Source organism: Streptomyces sp. 8L (assembly GCF_020176795.1).
Lineage (GTDB): Bacteria > Actinomycetota > Actinomycetes > Streptomycetales > Streptomycetaceae > Streptomyces.
In genome coordinates this window covers 26534-49759 of the sequence record NZ_JAIUKE010000029.1, presented here as the reverse complement: position 1 = coordinate 49759, position 23226 = coordinate 26534, and the positions used below count along the sequence as shown (strand labels likewise).

Here is a 23226-nt window from a genome sequence, read left to right as displayed (position 1 = left end):
GGGGGCCGCGGCGCGGGGGGGGGCGCGGCGGGGGGCGGGGGCCCCCCCCCCGGGCCGCCCCCGGGGGGGGGGCGGGGCCCCCCCCCCCCCCCGGGGGGCGGCCCCCCCCCGGCCCGGTCCTCCGCTCGACGGCCGGGCCGCCGTCGTGGGGCCGGCCTCAGCCGGCCGGTGCGGCCCCGGCGGGCGCGGTCGCGGGGACCGGCGCGTCCGGCCCGGCTGCTACGCCGAGGGCGGGCAGGACCGACGCCTCGATGAAGCGCACCATGAAGTCCTCGTCCGCGTGGAGGCCCCGCAGCAGGAGCCGCGCGCGCATCACGCCGAACAGCTGCACGGCGACGAACTCGATGGCCGGGTTGTCCGGGGCGACCTCGCCCCGGTCCACGGCCCGGCGGACCATGGCGTCGATCTCCGCCACCTCGGGCTCGATCAGGTTCTCCCGCAGCGCCGAGAGCAGGTCCGGGTTCTGCTGCGCGGCGTGCACGAGCGCGTGCATCAGCACCGTGTCCCGGTGGGCCTTCGCGCTCGTGGCGCGGGCCACCGCGCGCAGATCGCCGGCGAGGCTGCCCGTGTCGATCTCCTTGAGCTTCACGCCCCGGGTGCCGCGCAGGGCCGCGCAGACGAGCTGCGGCTTGGACCGCCACTGCCGGTAGAGCGTCGACTTCCCGCAGCGGGTGCGCGCGGCGATGCCCTCCATGGTCAGCGCCTCGTAACCGCCCTCACGGAGCAGGTCGAGGGCGGCCCGGTAGAACTCCATCTCGCGTTCGGGTGTGATCTTGGAGCGGCGCTGCGTTGACGTCATCGTCTCTCCCTTCCGGCCGAGGCGACCGGTCACGGGGGCCCGGTGACCGGATGCGCATTCGATAGCGATACGCCAGTGTACCGATACGACCGCGTATCGGTACACTGGCGTATCGCTAGGGCGAGGCGTGTGCCGAGCCGCCACCGCACCACGACGTCGCACGCCGTGCAGCTCACGCGAAGGGGTCGGGTGAATGAACGCCCGGACTGGTCCCGCCCTGCGAAGCAGGCTCTCCCTTGTCGGCCCGCCCCGTCCGTCCGCCCGAATATCCGCGACGCCGGCCGGTCCGGCGGGAGCCGGTGAACCCGGCCGGCCTTCCGGGGCCGCGGAATCCGCAGAACCGGCCGGGGACGCGGAGGGCGAGGGACCGGCCGTGGACGTAGGACTCGAAGGACCGGCCGGGGCGCTGGGTCCCGGCCGGGCGGGCACGGCCGCACGGGCCGCCGCGCGACCGCCTCTCGTACGTGAACTTGCCCTGGTCGTCGCCCTGTTCCTCGTCTACAAGCTCGGCAGGCAGCTCGCGAACGGCCGTACGGGCGAGGCCTTCCGCAACGCGCGCGACGTGTGGCACCTGGAGCGCGACGTGCGCCTTCCGGACGAGGCCGACCTCCAGCACCTGCTGCTGCACGGCGACACGCTCGTCCACCTCGCCAACACCTACTACGCGACCGTCCACTTCCCCGCCACGGTCCTCTTCCTCGCCTGGCTGTACTGGAAGCGCCCGCTGCACTACGTCTGGGCACGCCGCGTCCTGACCGCCGTCACCGGCGGAGCGCTCGCGCTCCACCTGCTGCTGCCGCTCGCCCCGCCGCGCATGCTCGGCCTGACCGGCCTCATCGACACGGCCCAGGTCTACGGCCCCTCGGTGTACGCGGCCGACCCCTCGGCGAACTCGGTGGAGAACCAGTTCGCCGCCATGCCCTCCCTGCACTTCGCCTGGGCCCTGATGGTCGCGATCGGACTGATCGCCGCGACCGCGTCGCGGCTGCGCCTGCTCTGGCTGCTGCACCCGCTGCTCACCCTGTTCGTGATCATCGCCACGGCCAACCACTACTGGCTGGACACCCTGGTCGCCACCGCCCTGCTGGTGACCGCGCTCACCGTCCTGCGGGTCCCCGTCGCGCCGCCGCCACGGGGCCGCGGCCTGATCGTCCGCCGCCACCTGCCGCACCGGCGTGAATCCCCGCCCGGCGCGGCGGCGCACGCCACGCCCGGCGCCCCGGGTGGTACCGCGCCCCGCGGCGGCCCGGATACCGCGCGGCCGGCGGGCATCGCCCGCAGCGCGGAGGCCAACCGATGACCGCCGCGATCCTGGCCGCCGCCGGCCTCTCCCTCGTCTCCGCCGTCGCCTACGCGGTCGCCGCCGTCGCACAGGAGCGCCTCGCCGCCCGCACCGGGCGGGAGCGGGCCGCAGCCGAGACCGGCGGCGGGCTGCCGGCGCTGCTGCGGCGCGGCGCGTGGTGGTGGGCCGTGGGCCTGAACGTCGTCGGCGCGATGCTGCACGTCGCGGCCCTCGCGTTCGGGCCGCTCACCGTGGTCCAGCCGCTCGGCGCGCTGACCCTCGTGGCGGCCGTCCCGCTCGGCGCGTACCGCGCGGGCCGCAAGGTCAGCCGGGGGGAGTGGACCGGCACGGCCTGCACGCTCGTGGGCCTCGCGGCGATCCTGCTGGCCGCCGCGGGCAGCGGCCCGTCCGAGGCGCTCTCCCTGCCGCAGGCGCTGGGCGTCTCCGCCACCGCGGCCGCGCTGGCCGCCGTGCTGGTGTTCTCCCTGCCGGGCGCCAGGCCGGGGCTGCGCCACGCGACGGCGTCCGGGGTGGCCTCTGGGGTCGCGTCCGCGCTCACCCAGACCGTCACCGTCACCTTCACGGCACACGGAGGCGGCCGGATGCCGCTGTGGGGCGTGGCGGTCCTGGCCGTGCTCGTCGCGGTGTTCGCCTGCGGCGGGCTGCTGCTGGCCCAGGCCTCCTACCGGGGCGGCCTCGGCGCTCCGCTCTCGCTGCTCACGCTCGCCAACCCGGTGGCCGCCTCGGCCATCGGCCTCATCCTCCTGGGCGAACGGCTCCAGGGCGGGCCGCTCGGCATCGCGGCGGCGGGCGTGGGCGCGGTGCTCGCCGCGCGCGGGGTCGTTCTGCTGACCCGCGCCGCCGACCCCGGGCACCGGCCGAGCAGCGCGAACGTACCGGAGGCCCGTCCCGGACCGGCCAAGCCCGTGAACCTGCCGGCCCTGCCCGCGCAGCCGGTGAAGCGTCGCGCGGAGCGCGCGTGAAGATCCTCTGTGGGGCCGGTTAAGAAATCCTCGATGGACGGGGGAGGCCCGCTGCGGCGAGATTGGTGACGCAGCACGATCATCCGTCTCGTCACGCCCGGGAGCCCCGCCGATGAAGGCACTCGTCAAGCAGCACGCCGAACCAGGGCTGCGGCTCCTGGACGTCCCGGCCCCCCCCCACGGCCCGGGCGACGTACTGATCAAGGTGTTGCGCACCGGCATCTGCGGCACGGACCTGCACATCAGGGCGTGGGACGGCTGGGCCCAGCAGGCGATCGCCACGCCGCTGATCGTCGGCCACGAGTTCGTCGGCGAGGTCGCGGCCGTGGGCGCCGACGTCCCGGACATCGCCGTCGGCGACCTCGTCAGCGGCGAGGGCCACCTGGTCTGCGGCAAGTGCCGCAACTGCTTGGCGGGCCGCCGCCACCTCTGCCGCAACACCGTCGGCCTGGGCGTCGGCCGCGACGGCGCCTTCGCCGAGTACGTGGTGCTGCCCGCGTCGAACGTCTGGGTGCACCGCACGAAGGTCGACCTGGACGTGGCGGCCATCTTCGACCCGTTCGGCAACGCCGTGCACACCGCGCTCAGCTTCCCCTCCCTCAACGAGGACGTGCTGATCACCGGCGCCGGCCCGATCGGCATCATGGCCGCCGCGGTCGTCCGGCACGCCGGCGCCCGCAACGTCGTCATCACGGACGTCAGCCCCGAGCGGCTCGAACTCGCCCGCGAGGTCGGTGTCACGCTCGCCCTCGACGTCTCCCGCCACACCATCGCGGACGCCCAGGAGAAGCTCGGCCTCAAGGAGGGCTTCGACATCGGCCTGGAGATGTCCGGCAGGCCGGAGGCCTTCCGCGACATGCTCGACAACATGACGCACGGCGGCCGGGTCGCCATGCTCGGGCTCCCCGCCAAGGAGTTCCCGGTCGACTGGTCGAAGATCGTGCAGCACATGATCACGATCAAGGGCATCTACGGCCGCGAGATGTTCGAGACGTGGTACGGCATGCAGGTGCTGATCGAGGGCGGTCTCGACCTCACCCCCGTGATCACCGGCAGCTACGGCTACGAGGACTTCGACGCCGCGTTCGACGAGGCCGCCACCGCGCGCAGCGGCAAGATCATCCTTGACTGGGAACACTGACAACTGAATCGCCCACCGATCCGGGAGCTCATCACATGTTCGCGTCTGTACGGGACGACCTGCGTGCCACCCTCGACGAGATCCGCGAGGCAGGACTCTTCAAGCCGGAGCGGGTGATCACCACCCCGCAGAGCGCCTCGGTCGGGGTCGGCGCCGACGGCGCGGGCGCGGAGGTCCTCAACTTCTGCGCCAACAACTACCTCGGTCTCGCCGACCACCCCGACGTCCTCGCCGCCGCCAAGAACGCGCTCGACCGCTGGGGCTACGGCATGGCGTCCGTACGCTTCATCTGCGGCACCCAGGAGATCCACAAGGAGCTCGAAGCCCGGCTCTCGGCGTTCCTCGGCCAGGAGGACACGATCCTCTACTCCTCCTGCTTCGACGCCAACGGTGGCGTCTTCGAGACCCTCCTCGACGCGCAGGACGCCGTCATCTCCGACGCGCTCAACCACGCCAGCATCATCGACGGCATCCGCCTGTCGAAGGCCCGCCGCTACCGGTACGCCAACCGCGACATGGCCCAGCTTGAGGAGCGGCTGAAGGAGGCGGGCGACGCGCGCCGCCGCCTGATCGTCACCGACGGCGTGTTCTCCATGGACGGCTACGTCGCCCCGCTGCCGGAGATCTGCGACCTCGCCGAGCGCTACGACGCGATGGTGATGGTCGACGACTCGCACGCCGTCGGCTTCGTCGGCGAGGGCGGTCGCGGCACGCCCGAACTGCACGGTGTCATGGACCGCGTCGACATCATCACCGGCACCCTCGGCAAGGCGCTCGGCGGCGCGTCGGGCGGCTATGTCGCCGCGCGCGCCGAGATCGTCGCGCTGCTGCGCCAGCGCTCCCGCCCGTACCTCTTCTCCAACTCCCTCGCGCCGACGATCGCCGCGGCCTCGCTCACGGTCATCGACCTGCTGGAGAGCGCGGGCGAACTGCGCGAGAGGCTCAAGGCGAACACCGCGCGCTTCCGCCGCCGGATGACCGAGGAGGGCTTCGACATCCTGCCGGGCGACCACCCCATCACCCCGGTGATGATCGGTGACGCCGGTGAGGCGGGCCGGATGGCGGAGCTGCTGCTGGAGCGCGGCGTGTACGTGATCGGCTTCTCGTACCCGGTGGTGCCGATGGACAGGGCGAGGATCAGGGTCCAGCTGTCGGCGGCGCACTCCACCGAGGACGTCGAACGCGCCGTGGCGGCCTTCGTCGACGCCCGCGCGGCGCTGCGCGGCTGACGCGGCGCTCCCGCGCGGCGCGCGCCGCGCCGTGGCTGACAAAATGGACGCGTGATCGACCCGAAGCGCCTGCGCGTCCTGCGGGCCGTGGCGGACCACCGTACGGTGACCGCCGCGGCGGCCGCGCTCTACCTGACACCGTCCGCGGTCTCCCAGCAGCTCGCGGCGCTTGAGCAGGAGACCGGGCACGCGCTGCTGACCCGCAGCGGGCGCGGCGTGCGGCTGACGGCGGCGGGCGAGATCCTGCTGGCGCACGCCAACGCGGTCCTCGCCCAGCTGGAGCGGGCGGAGGCCGAACTCGCCGCGTACGCGGGCGGCGCGGCGGGCGAGGTGACCGTGGCGTCGTTCGCCACGGGCATCGCGGAGGTCCTGGCGCCGGCCCTGCGCACGCTGGCCGCGGCGCACCCCGGCATCCGGGTGCGGGTGCGGGACGCGGAGGGCGACGAGAGCCTGCCGATGGTGCTGGACGGCGCGGCGGACGTGGCGGTCGCGGTCGAGTACCGGGGCGCGCCGAAGGAGGACGACGTACGGCTGTCGCGGGTGCCGCTGTACGCGGAGCCGTTCGACGCCGTCCTGCCGGACGACCACGTGCTCGCGGCGGCGGCCGAGGTGCGGATCGCCTCCCTCGCCCACGACGACTGGATCGGCCAGCAGCCGGGCAACCCCTGTTACGAGGTGACCAGGCTCGCCTGCGAGCAGGCGGGCTTCGAGCCGCGTCTGGTGCACGCCTCCGACGACTTCAGCGCCGTCGCCGCGCTGGCGGGCGCGGGCGCGGGGGTGGCGCTGGTGCCCCGTTCGGCGCTGCGCGGAATGGAGCTGAAGGGCACGGTGGTCCGTCCGGTCGCGGGTCCGCACGCGACGCGGCGCGTCTTCGCCGCCGTCCGCACGGGCGCGGAGGCGCACCCGCTGATCGCCCCGGTGCTCGCGGCGCTGGCCGACGCGGCGGCGGGCCTGACGACCGGCTGAGGCGGCCCGGACCGGTCAGCCACTGCCCTCACGGGGGCGGGGGCCGGACGGGCCCGGGACGTCGGCCTGCGGGGTGAGCGGCCCGTCGGCCGGCGCCGCCGTCGCGCGCACCCCTTCGAGCAGCGCGGCGAGGATGCGCGCCAGGCGGGGTTCGACATCGACCACGGCGTGCGCCAGCTCGGGGCGGGTTTCGTAGAAAGCACGCAGCCCGGTGCCGCCCGCGGCCATCTGCCACAGCGCCCCGGCCATGCTCGTGGCGGTCGCGATCACGTCCGTGGCCGCGCGTTCCGTGATGCCGAGCAGCTCGCGCAACGTGGCCGTCACCGCGGCGACCTCGGCGAGCACGGCCGTCTTGTACGCGTACACGGAGTCGAACGAGACGTTGCGCTCCAGGTTGAGCGGCGCTTGGGCGATCAGGTCGCAGAAGAGCGGGCGGGCCGCGAGCGACTCGGCGAAGACCGCCGCGATCGCGCCCGGGTCCGCGCCGGGCAGGTCCCCGAGGCGCGCGCGCAGCGCGGGCGACCACTCCTGCCAGGCCTCGGCGGTGAGGGCGAGGAAGATCTGCTCGCGCGTCTCGAAGTACCGCAGCATCGCGGACTTGTGCATGCCGACGGCCGCCGCGATGTCCGTGAGTGTCACCTCGCGGACGCTGTGCTCGCCGCCGAGGGACCGGGCGGCGTCGAGGATCGCCCGCTCGCGCTGTCTCTTGGCCTCGGCGCTGCGGGCGCGCTGGGAGCCCGTCTGTTGCATGGGAGAACGGTAACACAACCAGGTTGCACTAATAATGAAACCGTGTTTCGCTAGAAATATGAACACGTACGCAGCGCAGACCTGGTTCATCACCGGCTCGTCCCGCGGCTTCGGCCGCCACCTCGCGACAGCGGCCCTGGCGGCCGGCGACAACGTCGTCGCCACGGCGCGCAAGCCGGAGCAGCTGGACGGCCTCGTCCAGCGCTACGGCGACCGCGTGCTGCCCGTCGCCCTCGACGTCACCGACCGATCGGCCGCGGTGGCCGCCCTCCGCGCGGGCGCCGACCGCTTCGGCGGGATCGACGTCGTGGTCAACAACGCCGGGTACGCGAACCTCGCGGCGGTCGAGACGACGCCCGAGGACGATTTCCGCCGGCAGTTCGACACGAACTTCTGGGGTGTCTACAACGTCTCGACGGCGGCGCTCCCCCTCCTCAGGGAGCAGGGTTCCGGCACGATCGTGCAGTTCTCCTCCATCGGCGGCCGGGTCGGCGGCACGCCCGGCCTCGGCTCGTACCAGGCGGCGAAGTTCGCCGTCGACGGGTTCACCCGCGTACTGGCGGCCGAGACCGCACCGCTCGGCATCAGGTGCCTCGTCGTGGAGCCGGGCGGGTTCGCCACGGACTGGGCGGGCGCCTCGATGCAGATCCAGGAGGTCGCGCCGGAGTACGAGCCGACGGTCGGCGAGATGGTGCGCACTCTGCGCACGTCCGTCTCCGCCGCGGGCGACCCCGCCCGGGCCGGCGAGATCCTGGTCCGCGTCGTCAAGCACCCGAACGTGCCGTCGCACCTGATTCTCGGCGCCGGAGCCGTACAGATGGCCCAGACCTACTCGCGCGGCCAGCAGGAGGAGGCGGCCGCGTGGGAACCGGTGAGCCGCTCGGCCGACTTCGGCGAGGACTACCCGGTCGACCTCACGGGCCTCGCCGGCCCGCTGTAGGCGGCGGCCGGCCCACGGGCCGGCCGCTTCGGCACAGCGCCGGCGGACGCCCGTGCGCGGACGGTCGTAAGCGCGACCGCGGTCACCACGCGGTCCGCGGTGCGGGGATCGCGGTCACGGCGCGGTCCGCGGTGCGGGGCCCCGCCACTGACGCCGTTCAGGGGTGAAGGGGCCCGTCGCCGGCCGCGCCGTCGCGCGTCAGGACAGCAGGCTCGGCGCCGCCCGCTCCAGGACCGAGGCGATCCGCTCCCATGTCTCCGTGTCGCGGGCGACCGGTTCGAGTTCCCGGCCGGTGCCCGTGCCCCACTGGGTCGCGACGGCCACCGGGTCCTCGCCGCCCGCCGCCCCGGCCGCGAGCGCCGCCGCGCCGAGCGCGACCAGTTCCCCGCTCGCCGGAACGATCACCGGACGGCCGGACAGCCGCTGGACGGTCGACATCCACGCCCGGCCCTGCGCGCCGCCGCCGACGAGCCGGAGCGGCCGGGACGCGACCTCGGGCGCCGCGGGGTCGAGCCCGCAGGCGCGCAGCACCTCGTCGAGCGCGCGCAGCACCGTGAAGGCAGCGCCCTCGTACGCCGCGCCCAGCAGCCCGCGAGGCGTCGTGTCGTGGCGCAGCCCGGTCAACAGCCCCGCCGCCAGGGGCAGATCGGGCGTACGTTCGCCGTCGAGGTAGGGCAGGAAGACCGCCTCACCGCCCGGCTCGGCGTCCTCCCGGTCGAGCCCCAGCAGTGCGGCCACCTTGTCGACGGCCTGGGTGCAGTTCAGGGTGCAGCCGAGCGGCAGGTACGTGCCGTCCGTGCCGGCGAAGCCGTTCAGCGCGACCGACGTCGGCCGGGTCGTCGTCGCCGCGAACACCGTGCCCGAGGTGCCGAGGCTGAGCACCGGGTGGTCGAGCAGGCCCGCGCCGCCGAGCCCGAGGCCGATCGCCGCGCTCATGTTGTCGCCCGTGCCGGCCGCCACGGCGATCCCGGCGGGCAGGCCGAGTTCGGCGGCAGCGGCGGCGGTGAGCGTCCCGGCCCTGGTGGCGCCCGTCGGCGCCACCGAAGGCAGCAGGTCCGCGTCCAGGCCGAGCAGCGCGAGCAGTTCGGGGTCGTACGCGCCCGTCGCCGTCGCGTACCAGCCGGTGCCCGACGCGTCGCCGGGGTCGGTGACGGCCGCGCCGGACAGCCGCTCGGTGAGGAAGTCGTGCGGCAGCCGCACCGCGGCGGCGGCCTCGGCGAGCGCGGGTTCGTGCTCCCGCAGCCACTGCCACTTCGTCGCCGTGATCGAGGCGACGGGAACGGACCCGGTGCGCGCGGCCCAGGCCGCGGGACCGCCGAGCGCCTCGGTGAGCCGGGCGGCCTGCGGCGCGGACCGGGTGTCGTTCCACAGCATCGCCGGCCGCAGCGGCCGGCCCGCGCGGTCCAGCACCACCAGCCCGTGCTGCTGGCCGGCGACCGCGATCCCGGTCACCGCCGAGGCGTCGGCGCCCGCGTCCGCGAGCCCCCCGGCGACCGCGTCGCGCAGCGCCGTCCACCACACCTCGGGGTCGCTCTCCCGGGCCCCGCCCTCGCCTGTCACCCGGTGCTGCGCGCGGCCCACGGCGAGCAGCTTGCCGGTGGCCGCGTCGGTGACGGCGGCCTTCGTGGACTGGGTGGAACTGTCCACGCCGATCACGAGCGGGCTTCGCGACATGGGGGCCTCTTCTCCGGGCGACGGCGGCGACGCCGTGGGTGAGCTGGGTTTTGAACGGGTGAGAAACAAATTACGCGAGACGGGCGGGCGCGTCACGGGCGCGGGTGGACGCGATCCATCCGGACGACAGTGATTCGCGGGTGCCGGTTCCGGCGGTCGAGGGGACTGTTGCGTTCCGGAGGCGCCGTGCCATATTAGTCATGTCAGAAAACAAAAAGGTCGGACGGACCTTTGAGGCAGCGAAGGCGGCCAAGGGAATGACGGAACGCTTCACACCCACGCGCGAGGACAGGTTCAGCTTCGGCCTCTGGACGGTCGGCTGGCAGGGCAGGGACCCCTTCGGCGACGCCACCAGGCCCGTCCTCGACCCGGCCGAGTCCGTGCGGCAGCTGTCCGACCTCGGGGCGTACGCGGTCACCTTCCACGACGACGACGTGATCCCGTTCGGCGCGTCGGAGGCGGAGCGCGAGTCGCACATCAAGCACTTCCGCCAGGCGCTGGACGCGACGGGCATCGTGGTGGAGATGGCCACCACGAACCTGTTCACCCACCCCGTCTTCAAGGACGGCGGCTTCACCGCCAACGACCGCGACGTACGGCGCTTCGCGCTGCGCAAGGTCATCCGCAACATCGACCTCGCCGCCGAACTCGGCGCGACGACGTATGTCGCGTGGGGCGGGCGCGAGGGTGCCGAGTCCGGCGGCGCGAAGGACGTACGCCTCGCGCTCGACCGGATGAAGGAGGCGTTCGACCTGCTCGGCGAGTACGTCACCGAGCAGGGCTACGACATGCGCTTCGCGATCGAGCCCAAGCCGAACGAGCCGCGCGGCGACATCCTGCTGCCCACGGTGGGCCACGCGCTGGCGTTCATCGAGCGCCTGGAGCGTCCCGAGCTGTACGGCGTGAACCCGGAGGTCGGGCACGAGCAGATGGCCGGGCTCAACTTCCCGCACTCCATCGCCCAGGCGCTGTGGTCGGGCAAGCTGTACCACATCGACCTCAACGGCCAGAGCGGCATCAAGTACGACCAGGACCTGCGGTTCGGCGCGGGCGACGTGCGTGCCGCGTTCTGGCTCGTGGACCTGCTGGAGGCGGCGGGCTGGGACGGCTGCCGCCACTTCGACTTCAAGCCGCCGCGCACCGAGGACTTCGCCGGGGTGTGGGCGTCGGCCGCGGGCTGCATGCGCAACTACCTCATCCTCAAGGACCACGCCGCGAAGTTCCGCGCCGACCCGGAGGTCCAGGAGGCGCTGCGCGCGTCCCGCCTCGACGAACTCGCCCTGCCCACCGCGCAGGAGGGCCTCGCGGGCCTGCTCGCCGACCGCTCCGCGTAGGTCGACTTCGACGCGGAGGCGGCGGCGGAGCGCGGCATGGCCTTCGAGCGCCTCGACCAGCTCGCGATGGACCACCTCCTCGGCGTCCGCTGAGGCGCCCCGGCACGTGACGCGGCGCCGCTTCCCCACCCGGTCAGGCGGACGGGACGGCGCCGCGTCACATTCCCCTCGGTGCCCGCCCGGCCCGTTGGGTACCGGGGCAACCCACCGATCCGGCAAGCCTGTTGCGGGCGGTCCTGCGGGCCGCCCGCCGTGCGGTGCCGCTCGCGGCCGGTCCCGGCAGGGGCACCCGATGGCTCCCTCCCGGTTGAGACCCGCTGCCGTGCGGCCCGTGCGTCCCGCGCCCCACCACCCGCCCGGCACTTCTCGCGCCGGGCGGCCCGTGCCGCTCAGGCCCGGCGCGGGACGTACGCCAGCGGGTCCGCGAGGACCGCGCGGACCACCAGGGCCGCCGCGCCGCGCGCCGCGTCGCCCGCGGAGGACGACGCCCGCAGCCGGCCGCTGTCCCGCGGCCAGAGGCCGGAGACGACACGCGCCGTCAGTTCGCGGTCCGCCGAGGGGGAGAGCCAGGGCATCAGCGCCCGGTAGATGCCGCCCAGCACCACAGCGTCCGGGTCGAAGAGGTTCACCGCGCCCGAGACCACCCGCCCGAGCATCAGCCCGGCCCGCTCGATCGCGGCCACCGCCGCAGCGTCGCCGCCACGCGCCCTGCGCTCCAGCTCCGCGACGCCCGGCACGCCCGCGTCCCCGTCCAGGCCCGCGGCCCGCAGCAGCGCGGACTGGCCGGCGTACTGCTCCAGGCAGCCGCGCGAGCCGCACCGGCACAGCGGCCCCTCCGAGTCGACCACCACATGGCCGATCTCGCCCGCGAACCCGTGGGCGCCGCGCAGCAGTTCACCGTCGAGGACGAGCGCACCGCCCACCCCGATCTCACCCGTCAGATAGAGGAACGTGCGCAGCGGGCCGAGGCCGCCGAACCAGAGTTCCGCGAGCGCCGCCAGGTTCGCCTCGTTCTCCGAACTCACCGGCAAATCCGGCTCGTTGGGCCGCAGCAGGGCCAGGGAACGGGCGAAGTGCTCCTCGGCGGGCACCCGGTTCCAGCCCAGGTTGGGCGCCTGGCGCACGGCGCCGCCCGACACCAGTCCCGGCAGGGCGAGTTCCACCCCCACCGGGAGCAGGTCCTGCTCCGCCGCCGACTCCAGGGTGCGGGCCGCGATGCGCGCGCCGCGCGCCAGCACCTCGGAGGGCAGCGCGCCCCGGTTGTCGATGTGTTCGGTCAGCCGTACCCGGTCGGTGCCGGACAGGTCCACCACACACACCGACACATAGTCGATGTTGATCTCGACGCCGATGCCCGCGGGCCCCGTGCGGGTCACCTTGAGCACCGTGCCGGGCCGGCCCGCCTGCCCGCTGAACGTCTTGCCCGACTCGCTCAGGAAGCCGTTTTCGATCAGCTGTTCCACGAGGGACGACACGGCCGCCCGTGTGAGCCCCACCCGGGCGGCGACCCCGGCGCGGGTCGCCTCCCCCTCGTCCCGTACGGCGCGCAGCACGAGGCTCAGGTTGTGCCGCCGCACCGTCTCCTTGTCGGCCTTCGGGCCGAGCGACGTATGGGATGTGTGGTTGGTGTTCATGTCACCGGCGAGCCTATGCGATGGGCCCCTGCCCCGGGAGGGCGCGTCGGACCGCCGGGACGGGAGCACCGGCCCGCGTACTTCAGTTGGCGGGTCCAGGGCCGCCCGCCGCCACCGGTGCGAACAGGCGCTGCGCCGCGACGGCCGCGCCGCCCCGCGCCCACGCCTCGAAGGGGAGCGGCCGCACCACGAGGTCGCAGTCCGCCGCCGTACCGAACGCCTGGGCGGTGAACGACCGGCGGATCTGGTCGGCGAACAGGTCGTACGACGCGACGCCCTCGCCGGAGATGATGATCCGTTCGGGTCCGACGAGGTTGGCCACCGAGGCGATCGCGAGCCCCAGCGCCCGGCCAGCCCGCGTGAACACCGCGCGGGCCCGCTCGTCGCCGCTGTGCGCGAGCCGCACCGCGTCGGCCAGGGTGAGGCCGGGGTCCCCGGTCTCCTCGCGCGCCTGGTCGACTATGGCCTGGGTGGACGCGATCGCCTCCACGCAACCGGTGTTGCCGCAGGTGCACACTTGGGCGGACCCGATGGCGCCGCCCACCGGGAGGTGGCCGATCTCGCCCGACACACCGTGCGCGCCGGAGACCAGGCGCCCCCCGACCGAGATGCCGCAGCCGATCCCCGCGCCGACGGTGACCAGCGCGAACGACGAGAGCCCCGCGCCCGAGCCGAACCACTGCTCGGCCACCGTCAGCGCCCGCACGTCGTTGTCGATGACCGTGGGGACGCCCGTGGCCGCCTCCACCAGCTCCGCGAGGCGCACACCGCGCCAGTCGAGGAAGGGCGAATACCGCACCACGCCGGTGTGTCCGTCCACGTCGCCCGAGATGGTCACACCGACGCTGTGCACCTCGGGGCCGCCCTCGCCGTCCGCCAGGTGTGCGACGATCCGCGCGATGGCCCGTACGACGGTGCCGACATCCCGGGAGCCGAGCGGTGCCCGCCGGGTGGCCAGCGGGGTCGCGGTCAGGTCGGCCGCGACGCCGATCAGCTCGTCGGCCGTCACCTTCACCCCGATGAACCGGGCGCGCTCCGGCCGTACGGCGACCAGGGTGGCCGGCCGGCCCGGCTGGCGCTCGCCCGCCTGCTGTCCCATCTCGGTGATCCAGCCGTCCGCGAGCAGCGGGGTGGACACCTTGGTGACGGCGCCCGACGACAGGCCCGTGCGCCGGCCGAGTTCGGCCCGGGTCAGCGGACCCTGGGTCAGGAGGGTCTGGAAGACCAGGGCGGCGGCGGGTGGCTGGCTGGAGAGGGTCACACCGCAAGGTTACCTTCTGCCGGAAGACAACAGGAGCGCGATCTTCCCCGGCGGTCAGCTCTCATCTGCCATCAGGCCCGGATCGCCTGCGGATCTGGAGGAGAAAACTTCCCGAACAATATATTGACCCTGGAAGGAAACCCTGATTACAGTCACCGCACCTCCTCCCCCACGGGGAGGGCACCGGGCGTGTGTTCCAGCAGAGCCGCGCAGTGACTGCACGCGCCCGGTCCGTCATGTACCGGACATCGCCCCTGAACAGCCGCAGCGTTGCGGCGAAATGGAGCACGCCATGGCACACAGAGGTCGCACCGCCCGGGGACGAGCGGAGACGGCCAAGGGCCTGCGACGAAAGGGCTGGGCCGGCACACTCGGCGCCCTCTCGGCCTCCGTCCTGGCGGGGGGGCGGGGCGCCCCCCCCCCCCCCCCCCCCCCCCCCTCGACCGGCGCCGCCACCGCGGACGCGGCGGCAGCCACCGCCGTGCACCGGCCGGCCGCACCGGCCGCCCACCCGGTGACCGCGCCGCTCGCGCAGAAGCCCTATCTGGGCTGGAGCAGCTGGAGCCTGGAGTCCACCAACTACCCGGGCGTCAACCCCGACGGCTCCGCGAGCTACCTCACCGAGGCGCACGTCCTCCAGCAGGCCAAGATCCTGGCGTCGACGTTCAAGAAGCACGGATACGACTACGTCAACATCGACGCCGGCTGGACCACGGGCTTCGATGCGTACGGCCGGCCGGTCCCCGACGCGAAGCGCTTCCCCGACGGCATCAAGTACGTCAACGACAAGCTGCACGCCCTCGGCCTCAAGGCCGGCATCTACCAGGCGGTCGGCCTCGACCCCGCGGCGTACGGCGACGGCACGACACCGGTCTACGGGGCCCCCGGCTGCACCACGGCCGACGTCGTCTACCCGGACCTGCGCAAGACCAACGGCTGGGACAGCGCCTACAAGATCGACTACTCGCGGCCGTGCGCGCAGAAGTACACGCAATCGGTCGCCGACCTGTACGCGAGCTGGGGCGTCGACTTCCTCAAGCTCGACGGCGTGGGCCCCGGCTCCTTCAAAGGAGGCGCCAACTACGACAACCGCGACGACGCCGCCGGCTGGCGCGCCGCGCTGAACAACACCGGCCGCCCGATCCAGTTCACCCTCTCCTGGGCGCTCAGCCACACCTACGCCGACGAGTGGAAGAAGGACAGCAACGGCTGGCGCATCGACACGGACGTCGAGTGCTACTGCGACACCCTCGTCACCTGGGACGCCTCGGTGAAGCAGCGCTGGCGCGACGTCGTCCAGTGGATTCCCGACGCGGGGCCCGGCCACTGGAACAACCTCGACTCGGTCGACGTCGGCAGCGGCCGGATGGACGGCCTCACCGAGGACGAACGCCAGAGCTACCTGACGCTCTGGGCCATCGAGGCCGCGCCCCTCTACATCGGTGACGACCTCACCCAGCTCGACAGCTACGGCGAGAAGCTCCTCACCAACGACGACGTCATCGCCATCGACCAGGCGGGACGCCCCGCGAAGCCGGTCAGCCAGTCGTCCGAGCAGCAGACCTGGTACGCCCGCAACGCCGACGGCAGTTACACCGTCGCCCTGTTCAACCTCGGCTCCTCGCCCGCCAGGGCCACCGCGCGGTGGCAGGATCTCGGCTTCGGCGGCGCCGCGGACGTCAAGGACGTGTGGAGCCACCAGAACCTGGGCGCCGCCAGCGGTTCGTTCGGCGCCACACTGCCCGCCCACGGCTCCCGGCTGCTGACTGTCACACCGCGGAAGACCGCGCACCCCACGGTCCCCACCGGGGCGCACGGCACCTCCGCCACCGCCACCTCCGTCTCCCTGGCCTGGGACCCGGCGGTGCCGGCGAAGGGCGCGTCCGTCGCCCGCTACGACATCCGCGACAACGGCGCGAGGGTCGCCTCGACGGGCGGCGCCGCCACCTCCGCCACGGTGTCGGGACTCGCGCCGGGCTCGGCCCACCGCTACACCGTGACCGCGGTCGACACACACGGCAGGACCTCGGGGCCGAGCACCGCCGTGCCCGTCACCACCGCGGACACCGGCGGGCCCGTCACCTACCAGGGCGAGGACGCCACCCTGGCCGGCGGCGCCACCGCGTCCGGCTGCGGGGGTTGTGCCGGGGGGAAGAAGGCGGGCAATCTCGGGGGGTCCGCGACGGTGACCTTCGACCATGTCACCGCGCCGCGCGACGGGACGTACCTGGTCACCGTCGCGTACGCCGACGGCGACACCAGCCGCCAGGGCGTCGTCACCGTCGACGGGCGGACGATCCAGCTGCCCTTCTCCGGGACCGGTGACAACGACTGGGACCACACCCAGAACGTCACGGTGCCGATGGCGCTGAAGGCCGGCGACAACCGTGTCTCGTTCGGCAACCCCGGCGACAGCGTCGCCGACATCGACCAGATCGTCGTCCAGTAGCCCCCGCGGGCCTGCCAGGCCCGCGGGGAACCAGCAGCACAAGTGCCGAGGAGTGCGCCGTGGCGCAGATCGTGAAAGAACAGCCCGCTGTGCCGGGGCGCTGGGCGGGAGGGCGCCGGGTGCGGGAGCACGCGGTGGCGTCGCCCTCCCACCGCCGCGGGGACGGAAGGCTGGCGTGGTTGCTGATCACACCGGCGGTCGCCGGGTTCCTGGTCTTCTTCGCCTATCCCACGGTCAGGGGCGTGTACTACAGCTTCACCTCGTTCCACATCCTCACCGCGCCGAAGTGGGTGGGGCTCGCCAACTGGCGTGAGATGTTCGGGGACTCGGTGTTCTGGCACTCGCTGCTGGTCACGGTGTACTTCGTGGTGCTGGCGGTGGTGATCGGTGTGCTGCTGTCCCTGGTGACCGCGGTGGTCCTGCACCGGCTGACGCGCTCGACGGTGATCCGGGGCCTGATCATCCTGCCGTTCCTGATCTCGGGTGTGGTGGCCGCGCTGGTGTGGCAGTGGATGCTCGACCCGCAGCTGGGCATCATCAGCCAGCTGCTGGAGAAGGCCACGGGCGTCCATCTGCTGTTCTTCTCCGACAGCCACTGGGCGATCCCCTCACTGGCGGCCGTCAGCGTGTGGAAGTCGATGGGCTACAACGCGGTGCTGATCTTCGCGGGCCTCCAGACGATCCCGCCGTCGGTGTACGAGGCGGGGCGGCTCGACGGCGCGAGTGAGTTCCAGATGTTCCGGCGCCTGACGGTGCCCCTCCTGCGGCCGATCCTGGTGATGGTGGTGATCCTCACGGTGATCGGGTCGTTCCAGGTCTTCGACATCGTGTCGGTCACGACGCAGGGCGGTCCCGCGAACGCGTCGAACGTGCTCCAGATGTACATCTACGAAAAGGGCTTCGGGGAGCTGGACTTCGGTTACGCGTCGACGATGTCGCTGGCGCTGTTCGTGCTGCTGATCGCGATCACGTTCACCCAGATGCGGCTCGCCCGCGCCAATGAGACCGACCTGAGCTGAGGAGCCCGTCCATGTCCGCTCTTGCAACGGGCCCTTCCCGCACCGCCGGTGCCGCACGCGTGCGGGAGCGCCGCGGGTTCTCGCCGGGCCGGATCGCCGCCTGGGTCTTCGTGACCGTGGTGCTGATCGTCACCGTCTTCCCGTTCTACTGGATTCTGCGCACCGCGTTCTCGAACAACGTCGCCCTGCCCACTGACCCGTCGTCGCTGCTGCCGGTCGACTTCACCTGGGGCGCGTTCCAGCGCGCCCTCGGCCTCGCCTCCCAGGCCCAGGCCCAGGCGCAGGGCGGTTCGGGCGCCGCGATCAACACCCCGCTGTTCCTGCGGAACTCGATCATCTACGCGACGGTGCAGACGGCGCTGGTGGTGTTCTGCTCGGCGATGGCGGCCTACGCGTTCTCGCGGCTGCGGTGGCGCGGCCGCAACACCGTGTTCAACATCCTGCTGGGCGCGCTGATGGTGCCCGCGATCCTGACGCTGCTGCCGAACTTCATCTTCATCCGCGACATCCACCAGCTCAACTCCTTCACGGGGCTGATCCTGCCGGGCGCGTTCTTCTCCGCGTTCAACATCTTCTTCCTGCGGCAATTCATGCTGGGGCTCAGTACGGAGGTGGAGGAGGCGGCGATCGTGGACGGCGCGAGCAGGATGCGGATCTTCTTCACGATCACCTTGCCCATGACCTCGGCGCCGATCGCGACGCTGTCCCTGCTGACGTTCATCAACACGTGGAACGACTACTTCTGGCCGCTGCTGTCGACGAACGACGATCACGCGCGGCCTCTGACACTGGCCCTGGGCGTCTTCAAGCAGTCCTCGCCGCAGGCGGCCCCGGACTGGGCGGGTCTGATGGCCGCCACCATGATCGCCGCGCTGCCCATGCTCGCCCTGTTCATGGTCTTCGGCCGCCGGATCGTCAACTCCATCGGCTTCACCGGCATCAAGTAGAAAATCGGGAACCGCCACTCATGAACGACGATCTGCGCCTGTACTGGCCGCGGCCCGCCGCCGCGTGGAACGAGGCCGCACCGGTCGGCAACGGCCGGCTCGGGGCCATGGTCTTCGGAGGAACGCGCGGCGCACGCGTCCAGATCAACGACTCGACCCTCTGGTCCGGCACCCCCGCCACCCCCGCCGAGGGCCTCGCGGCCGTACGCGCCGCGGGCGCGGGCCCCGAACGCCTCGCCGAGGTCAGGGACGCGATACGCACGGGCGACCTGCGGCGCGCCGAGTCCCTCCTGATGAGCTTCGAGGGCCGCTACAGCCAGGAATACCTGCCGTTCGCCGACCTGGCCGTCGGCCTCGGCCTCTCGGACGAGGCGCGCTACGGCGGCCGGACGCTCGGCCTGGACGACGGCGTCGCCGCCGACGAGATCACCGACGGGCCCCTGACCGTACGCCGCAGGACCTGGGCCAGCCGCCCCGCCGAAGCGCTCTGCCTGGACATCGCGGTGACCGGCGGCACCGCCGACGCGACCCTCGCCCTCACCACCCCGCTGCGGCTCCTGCGCCACACGGCGGGCCCCGAGGGCCTGACCGTGGAGGTCGCGCTGCCCGTCGACGGCGCGCCCGAGCACGAGACGTCCGTCGCACAGCCCCTGCGCTACGCCGACGAGACGGACCACGCCGGAAGCACCGCGGCAGCCGGCGCGTACGACCCGTACGCCGTCCTCGCCGTACGGGTCGACACCGACGGACAGGTCGCCACCGCCGACGGCACCTGGAGTGTCACCGGCATGACCCGGCTCCTCGTGACCGCCTCGTCCTCGTCGGCGGCGGCCGACGTCTGGCACCGCGTCGCGCCCCGCACCCGGGCCGGACACCGCGAGCGGGCCGCAGCGGCGGCCGGACGCGCCCTCGGCCTCGGCGCCGACGCCCTCCTGCGCTCCCACCGGGACGACCTGCGCCCGCTGCTCGCCGCGGCGAGCCTCACCTTCGGCGAGCGGCGCACCGGCACCTACGACGTCGCCCGCGACGTCCTCTCCGGCGACGACGAACAGCTCACCGCGACCGTGATGTTCCAGCTCGGCCGCTACCTGCTGGCATCCTGCTCCCGGCCGGGCGGCGGCCCGCCCGCCAACCTCCAGGGCATGTGGAACGAGGAACTGCGGCCCCCGTGGTCCTCCAACTACACCGTCAACATCAACACCGAGATGAACTACTGGCCCGCCGAGGTCACCGCCCTCGGCGAGTGCCACGAGCCGCTGTTCGGCCTCCTCGACCGGCTCGCGGCCAGCGGCGCGGACGTCGCCCGCGAGCTGTACGGCGCGCGCGGCTGGGTCACCCACCACAACACCGACATGTGGGGCTGGGCGCTGCCCGTGGGCATGGGGCACAGCGACCCGTCCTGGGCGATCTGGATGATGGGCGGCGCCTGGCTCACCCAGCACCTGTGGGACCACTACGACTTCACGCGCGACACCGCCTTCCTGCGCGAGCGCGCCTGGCCCGTGCTGCGCGGCCAGGCCGCGTTCTGCGTCGACTGGCTGGTCGAGGGCGAGGACGGGTTCCTCGACACCATCCCCGCCACCTCCCCGGAGAACCACTTCCTCTCCCCGGCGGGCGAGCCGGAAGCCCTCACCCACTCGACCGCCATGGACGTCGCCCTGGTGCGCGCCACCCTCACCCGTGCCCTCGCCGCGGCACGGATCATCGGCGAGGGGGACGACCCGCTCTGCGCGGAGATCGAGGCCGCGCTGCCGAGGCTGCGCGAACCGGGCGCGGCCGCCGAGGGCCACCTCAGGGAGTGGGCCACCGACCTGCCCGAGGAGGACCCCCGCCACCGGCACATGTCCCAGCTGGTCACCGTCTACCCGCTCGACCAGATCACCCCGCGGGCCACACCGGAACTCGCCACCGCGGCAAGCCTGTTGATGGAGCGCAGAGGCCCGGGCGCCATGGGCTGGTCCTGGGCCTGGAAGATCGCGCTGCGCGCCCGCCTCGGCGACGGCGACACCGCGCGCTCGCTGTTCCTCGAAGCCGTACGGCCGCTGGAGCGCAACGCGCGGGAGTACGCGCCCGTCGACGGGTCCGTGTGGGGCGGGCTGCTGCCCAACCTGTTCTCCACCCACCCGCCGTTCCAGATGGACGGCAACTTCGGCTTCCCCGCGGGGCTCGCCGAACTCGTCCTGCAGAGCCACGACGACCGCGTCAGCCTGCTGCCCGCCCTGCCCGGGCGGTGGACGCGGGGCCGCGCCGCCGGCCTGCGCTGCCGCGGCGGCCTCGCCGCCGACCTCGCCTGGCAGGACGGCGCCCTGACCTCCGTGACCCTCCGCCGGGTCGGCGGCGACGACACCGCCCCCGTACGGCTCGTCCACGGCTCCGCCACGGCCGAGATCACGGTCTCCCGCGGCCGGGACGTCACCCTGGACGGCGCGCTGAGGCCGGCGTGCTGAGCGACCTGGACCTGCCCGCCCTGTGGGAGTACCGCAGCGGCCACCGGGACCCGGACGGCTTCGACGCCTTCTGGCGGACGACGCTCGACGAGGCGCGCGCGGCGGGCGACGGCCTCGTCCTCACCCCGGTCTCCACCGCGCTGCGCACCATCGACGTCTTCGACGCCGAGTTCCCCGGCTTCGGCGGACACCCCGTACGGGGCTGGCTGCGCCTGCCCCGGGACCGCGGCGCCGTACCGCTGCCCGCCGTCGTCCAGTTCCACGGATACGGCAGCGGGCGGGGCGGGCCCCTGGACGACCTGGTGTGGGCGTCCGCCGGATACGCGCACCTGATCATGGACGCGCGCGGCCAGGGCGGCGCCCACGCGGGCGGCGCCACCGGCGACCCGGTCGGCAGCGCGCCCGCGTACCCCGGCTTCCTCACCCGCGGCATCGAGGACAAGGAGACGTACTACTACCGCCGGGTGTTCACCGACGCCGTCCGCGCCGTCGACGCCGTGCGCGGCCTCGACGCGGTCGACGGGCGGCGCGTCGCGGTGGCGGGCAACAGCCAGGGCGGCGGCATCGCGCTCGCGGCGGCGGGCCTCGTCCCCGACCTCGCCGCCGCCTACGTCCAGGCGCCGTTCCTCACCGACGTACGGCGTGCCGTGCGCATCACGGCGACCGCCCCGTACAGCGAGATCTCCGGCTATCTGGCGGCCCGCAGGACATCGGCCGAGACGGTCTTCGAGACCCTCGCCCACTTCGACGGGGTCGCCTTCGCGCGCCGCGCCCTGGCGCCCGCGCACTTCTCCACCGGGCTGATGGACGACATCTGCCCGCCGTCCACCGCTTTCGGGGCGTACCACGCCTACCGCGGCAGAAAGACCATCAGAGCCTGGGAGTTCAACGGCCACGAGGCGGGCGGACACGAGGACGTCGCCGACGCGCTGTCCGCATTCAGGGCCGCGACGGCCCGGGGAGACGAGGAACGATGAGGATTCGCAACCGGTCACGCAAGCTCGTCGCCGCGACCGCCGCCGCGGGGCTCGCCGCCGTCGCCTGCGGCTGCGGCGCCCCGTCCGCCTCCGCCGGCGGCACCACCGTCAACTGGTGGACGTGGGACGACAAGCAGGCCGCCGCCTACCAGAAGTGCGCCGACGTCTTCGACAAGGACAACCCGGGCGTCACCGTCAAGATCACGCAGTACGACGTGAACGACTACTTCACCAAGCTGCTCACCGGCTTCGTCGCGGACACCGCCCCCGACGCCTTCATGAACAGCGGCCAGTACCTCCAGCAGTACGCGGCCCTCGGCCAACTCCAGCCGCTCGACGGGTACATAAGGAAGTCGGGCCTCGACCTGAAGAAGTACACGACGGGCACGGCCTCCTACCGGTACACCGACGGCAAGCTCTACGCGCTGCCGATGGACTGGGCCATGGCGGGTCTCTACTACAACAAGGACATGCTGAGGAAGGCCGGATACACCGAGGCCGACGTCGACAACCTCACCTGGAACCCGGACAACGGCGGCACGTTCGAGAAGATGGTCGCCCACCTCACCGTCGACTCCAGGGGCAGGCGGGGCGATCAGCCCGGCTTCGACAAGCACCATGTCAGGATCTACGGCATCGGCGCCCTCGGCGTGCAGGACTTCACCGGGCAGACGTCCTGGAACCCGCTGGTGTCCACGCTCGGCTGGCGCCCCGGGGACAAGACCCAGTGGCCGACCGTCTTCCGGTTCGACGACCCGCGGTTCGTCAAGACCATGAACTGGGTCAGGGACCTCACCGACAAGGGATACGCCCCCACCGAGGGCGAGTTCACCTCCGCGGGCAACGCCCCCAGCAGCGCGCAGCTGCTCGGCTCCGGCAAGGTGGCCATCGCCAACGACGGTTCGTGGTCCGCGACCTCGTACCCGGACATCCCGAAGCTCGACTACGGCATCGCCCTCAACCCGAAGGGCCCGGACGGCAAGCGGTCGGGGGAGAGCAACCCCAACGGCAACATGATCTGGTCCGGCTCGCGGCACAAGGACCTCGCCTGGAAGTGGGTGTCCTTCCAGGAGTCCCAGCAGTGCCAGACGATCGCCGGCCGCAGCGGCACGTTCTTCCCGTCCATCGCCGCGTCCATGGACGCCACGGCCGCCGCGCTCAAGAAGAAGGGCGTCGACCTGTCGCCCTTCATCACCGCCCAGCGTGACGGCGACCTCTACCCGTCGCCCACCTACGGCAACGGCACCGCCATGCAGAAGACCCTCCAGCCCCTCCTCCAGTCCTTCTTCGCCCACGACAGGAACGACGATGTGTTCAAGCAGATGACCCAGGACGCGAGGAGACTCCTCGCGCAGAAGGAAGACTGACCGGGCGACGGACCTGAACGCCGCGCC

The 23226-nt window shown here is 73.1% G+C and carries 17 protein-coding genes and 1 pseudogene; 13 read left to right on the top strand and 5 right to left on the bottom strand.

Going from position 1 to position 23226, the window contains the following annotated elements; all coding sequences use genetic code 11:
• Positions 1-157: 157 nt before the first annotated feature.
• The gene (locus LCE31_RS03885) at positions 158-799 is read right to left on the bottom strand and encodes a TetR/AcrR family transcriptional regulator (protein WP_225012526.1); all 642 of its coding nucleotides are present in this window, start codon (positions 797-799) and stop codon (positions 158-160) included.
• Positions 800-1205: 406 nt separating this feature from the next.
• Here LCE31_RS03885 and LCE31_RS03880 point away from each other — a divergent pair, with 406 nt between their 5' ends.
• From LCE31_RS03880 to LCE31_RS03860, 5 genes are all read left to right on the top strand, one after another.
• Complete coding sequence (locus tag LCE31_RS03880; protein WP_225012529.1) at positions 1206-2099, top strand: phosphatase PAP2 family protein; 894 nt, start codon at positions 1206-1208, stop codon at positions 2097-2099.
• A complete protein-coding gene (locus LCE31_RS03875; protein ID WP_225012525.1) occupies positions 2096-3064 on the top strand; it encodes a DMT family transporter in 969 nt (322 codons plus the stop codon). The genes LCE31_RS03880 and LCE31_RS03875 overlap by 4 nt, the downstream gene beginning before the upstream one ends.
• A gap of 112 nt (positions 3065-3176) precedes the next feature.
• A complete protein-coding gene (gene tdh, locus LCE31_RS03870) occupies positions 3177-4205 on the top strand; it encodes an L-threonine 3-dehydrogenase (protein ID WP_225012524.1) in 1029 nt (342 codons plus the stop codon).
• Positions 4206-4240: 35 nt separating this feature from the next.
• Entirely contained in the window at positions 4241-5434 is a 1194-nt protein-coding gene (locus LCE31_RS03865; protein ID WP_225012523.1) for a glycine C-acetyltransferase, read from the top strand.
• Between the two features lie 51 nt (positions 5435-5485).
• Complete coding sequence (locus tag LCE31_RS03860) at positions 5486-6400, top strand: LysR family transcriptional regulator (RefSeq protein WP_225012522.1); 915 nt, start codon at positions 5486-5488, stop codon at positions 6398-6400.
• Between the two features lie 15 nt (positions 6401-6415).
• Here the strand turns inward: LCE31_RS03860 and LCE31_RS03855 are convergent, their stop codons facing one another.
• Entirely contained in the window at positions 6416-7150 is a 735-nt protein-coding gene (locus tag LCE31_RS03855) for a TetR/AcrR family transcriptional regulator (RefSeq protein ID WP_225012521.1), read from the bottom strand.
• A gap of 58 nt (positions 7151-7208) precedes the next feature.
• Between LCE31_RS03855 and LCE31_RS03850 the strand changes: the two genes are divergently transcribed.
• A complete protein-coding gene (locus tag LCE31_RS03850) occupies positions 7209-8090 on the top strand; it encodes an SDR family NAD(P)-dependent oxidoreductase (RefSeq protein ID WP_225012520.1) in 882 nt (293 codons plus the stop codon).
• A 198-nt stretch (positions 8091-8288) separates the two neighbouring features.
• Here LCE31_RS03850 and xylB read toward each other — a convergent pair whose 3' ends face one another.
• A complete protein-coding gene (gene xylB, locus LCE31_RS03845; protein WP_225012519.1) occupies positions 8289-9764 on the bottom strand; it encodes a xylulokinase in 1476 nt (491 codons plus the stop codon).
• Positions 9765-10021: 257 nt separating this feature from the next.
• Here xylB and xylA point away from each other — a divergent pair.
• Positions 10022-11191: pseudogene (xylA, locus tag LCE31_RS03840) on the top strand (xylose isomerase).
• 296 nt (positions 11192-11487) lie between these two features.
• Here the strand turns inward: xylA and LCE31_RS03835 are convergent.
• Together LCE31_RS03835 and LCE31_RS03830 are read right to left on the bottom strand one after the other, a co-directional pair.
• Positions 11488-12732, bottom strand: a complete 1245-nt coding sequence (locus LCE31_RS03835; RefSeq protein WP_225012518.1) for an ROK family transcriptional regulator — start codon at positions 12730-12732, stop codon at positions 11488-11490.
• A gap of 82 nt (positions 12733-12814) precedes the next feature.
• Complete coding sequence (locus LCE31_RS03830; RefSeq protein ID WP_225012517.1) at positions 12815-13993, bottom strand: ROK family transcriptional regulator; 1179 nt, start codon at positions 13991-13993, stop codon at positions 12815-12817.
• Between the two features lie 292 nt (positions 13994-14285).
• Between LCE31_RS03830 and LCE31_RS03825 the strand changes: the two genes are divergently transcribed.
• The 6 genes from LCE31_RS03825 to LCE31_RS03800 are packed head-to-tail and all read left to right on the top strand — an operon-like array spanning position 14286 to position 23199.
• Positions 14286-16442, top strand: coding sequence for a fibronectin type III domain-containing protein (locus LCE31_RS03825; protein ID WP_225012516.1), 2157 nt, complete (start codon positions 14286-14288; stop codon positions 16440-16442).
• Positions 16443-16501: 59 nt separating this feature from the next.
• Complete coding sequence (locus tag LCE31_RS03820; RefSeq protein ID WP_374118393.1) at positions 16502-17461, top strand: carbohydrate ABC transporter permease; 960 nt, start codon at positions 16502-16504, stop codon at positions 17459-17461.
• Positions 17462-17472: 11 nt separating this feature from the next.
• Positions 17473-18408: a carbohydrate ABC transporter permease gene (locus LCE31_RS03815; RefSeq protein ID WP_225012515.1), complete on the top strand. Its 936-nt coding sequence runs from the start codon at positions 17473-17475 to the stop codon at positions 18406-18408.
• 20 nt (positions 18409-18428) lie between these two features.
• Positions 18429-20855 (top strand): glycosyl hydrolase family 95 catalytic domain-containing protein, encoded by a 2427-nt coding sequence (locus tag LCE31_RS03810; RefSeq protein WP_225012514.1) that lies wholly within the window; start codon positions 18429-18431, stop codon positions 20853-20855.
• Positions 20849-21832, top strand: coding sequence for an acetylxylan esterase (locus LCE31_RS03805; protein WP_225012513.1), 984 nt, complete (start codon positions 20849-20851; stop codon positions 21830-21832). The genes LCE31_RS03810 and LCE31_RS03805 overlap by 7 nt, the downstream gene beginning before the upstream one ends.
• Positions 21829-23199 carry an ABC transporter substrate-binding protein gene (locus tag LCE31_RS03800; RefSeq protein ID WP_225012512.1) on the top strand — a complete coding sequence of 457 codons (1371 nt, stop codon included), beginning with the start codon at positions 21829-21831 and terminating at the stop codon, positions 23197-23199. Before LCE31_RS03805 ends, LCE31_RS03800 begins: the two co-directional genes overlap by 4 nt.
• Positions 23200-23226 lie beyond the last annotated feature (27 nt).

What these genes read in the sequence shown, in the direction of transcription:
- LCE31_RS03885 (WP_225012526.1), bottom strand. Translation starts at nt 799, where the DNA reads ATGACGTCAACGCAGCGCCGCTCCAAGATCACACCCGAACGCGAGATG.
- LCE31_RS03875 (WP_225012525.1), top strand. Translation starts at nt 2,096, where the DNA reads ATGACCGCCGCGATCCTGGCCGCCGCCGGCCTCTCCCTCGTCTCCGCC.
- tdh (WP_225012524.1), top strand. Translation starts at nt 3,177, where the DNA reads ATGAAGGCACTCGTCAAGCAGCACGCCGAACCAGGGCTGCGGCTCCTG.
- LCE31_RS03865 (WP_225012523.1), top strand. Translation starts at nt 4,241, where the DNA reads ATGTTCGCGTCTGTACGGGACGACCTGCGTGCCACCCTCGACGAGATC.
- LCE31_RS03855 (WP_225012521.1), bottom strand. Translation starts at nt 7,150, where the DNA reads ATGCAACAGACGGGCTCCCAGCGCGCCCGCAGCGCCGAGGCCAAGAGA.
- LCE31_RS03850 (WP_225012520.1), top strand. Translation starts at nt 7,209, where the DNA reads ATGAACACGTACGCAGCGCAGACCTGGTTCATCACCGGCTCGTCCCGC.
- xylB (WP_225012519.1), bottom strand. Translation starts at nt 9,764, where the DNA reads ATGTCGCGAAGCCCGCTCGTGATCGGCGTGGACAGTTCCACCCAGTCC.
- LCE31_RS03835 (WP_225012518.1), bottom strand. Translation starts at nt 12,732, where the DNA reads ATGAACACCAACCACACATCCCATACGTCGCTCGGCCCGAAGGCCGAC.
- LCE31_RS03825 (WP_225012516.1), top strand. Translation starts at nt 14,286, where the DNA reads ATGGCACACAGAGGTCGCACCGCCCGGGGACGAGCGGAGACGGCCAAG.
- LCE31_RS03815 (WP_225012515.1), top strand. Translation starts at nt 17,473, where the DNA reads ATGTCCGCTCTTGCAACGGGCCCTTCCCGCACCGCCGGTGCCGCACGC.
- LCE31_RS03810 (WP_225012514.1), top strand. Translation starts at nt 18,429, where the DNA reads ATGAACGACGATCTGCGCCTGTACTGGCCGCGGCCCGCCGCCGCGTGG.
- LCE31_RS03800 (WP_225012512.1), top strand. Translation starts at nt 21,829, where the DNA reads ATGAGGATTCGCAACCGGTCACGCAAGCTCGTCGCCGCGACCGCCGCC.